This window comes from Phocaeicola sp. RTP21198st1_B8_RTP21198_201120, assembly GCF_040929485.1.
GTDB lineage: Bacteria > Bacteroidota > Bacteroidia > Bacteroidales > Bacteroidaceae > Phocaeicola > Phocaeicola dorei.
The window spans coordinates 1-1,044 of record NZ_JBCOCI010000550.1; the positions used below are offsets into that span (position 1 = coordinate 1).

1 protein-coding gene and 1 pseudogene are annotated in these 1,044 nt (G+C 34.1%); both read right to left on the reverse strand.

All coding sequences use genetic code 11. From position 1 onward, the window contains the following. On the reverse strand, window positions 1-426 hold a 426-nt coding region (locus AB5935_RS28000; RefSeq protein ID WP_368328100.1), incomplete at its 3' end, for a phage integrase SAM-like domain-containing protein. Window positions 427-506: 80 nt separating this feature from the next. Further along, window positions 507-1,044, reverse strand: a pseudogene (locus AB5935_RS28005) (DNA-binding protein); the annotation flags it as partial.

The window sequence follows — 1,044 nt, forward strand, 5'->3', positions numbered from 1 at the left end:
GAGATATTCTTTATACTTGTTACAGAATACGGTATCAAGCATTTCAAATGTACATTTGTTGTGGCAGAACCTGCTGAAATGTTTATAGGCTGCATCACACTTCGCAAAGTTTCTGTTGACAATATTCTTGAAGTATGCAAGAAAGTCCTCCTTTAGACGGTCCTGGTTAAAGAAGTCATATTTCTCATTAATTACCTCTATGAATACCTTACACCGAATAGCTTCAGCTTTAGCCAGAATAGCTTCATTATACTTTTTCTGTTGTGTAGAAATGGGGTTGGCATATATATACATGCCAAGCGAACGCCGACGAATCAGTTCCATTGTTTCAGGATTTCTATAGCCTGGCCAAAAGTCCAGAAATAATGATTTAGTACCATTTCGTCTATCTCGCATACGGAGAGTTACTGATTTACAATACTGCATATTATTTGTTTTTATAGTTTTATGTCTCAAAATTCTCGAATGATATATTGCTGACATCGGTAAATTGAAAGTAAATATCACTATATATCAATATTTGCTATAAAATCATCTTCTGAGAACCGTTTTTCCATTAACCGGTCAAATTCTTCTTTTCTAAAAAAGATGAATTTCTGCTTCTTTACTCTGGTGAGCTTATAGTGATTGACGTAATAGAAGACAAGTGAATTTGTAAGATTATATTTCTTTGTAGCTTCTTCTACGGAATAATACCTGTCTCTACCAACAAAATATCCATTCTTTATTTCCTCTATGTGTTGTTTGGAATAATAGGTACTACCATACTCAACCTTTGCTGGAATCTTATGTCTATGAATAAAAGATCGTACACCATCTGCTGTCATTTTAAATGTTGTACGCATTTCCTCTGGCGTTATCCAGTCTGTGATTTCTGCATACTTATTCTTTTTGTTGTATAACAGGTCAATGGATCCCTTCTCATAGAAATTAAATCCTTTCAGTGCTATCTTAGGTATGTTGTTCTCTCTTGTTATAACTCCAGCATGCTTTATTGATATTTTAAACATCTCTGCTACCTCATCAGTAGAATAGTATCCTTCA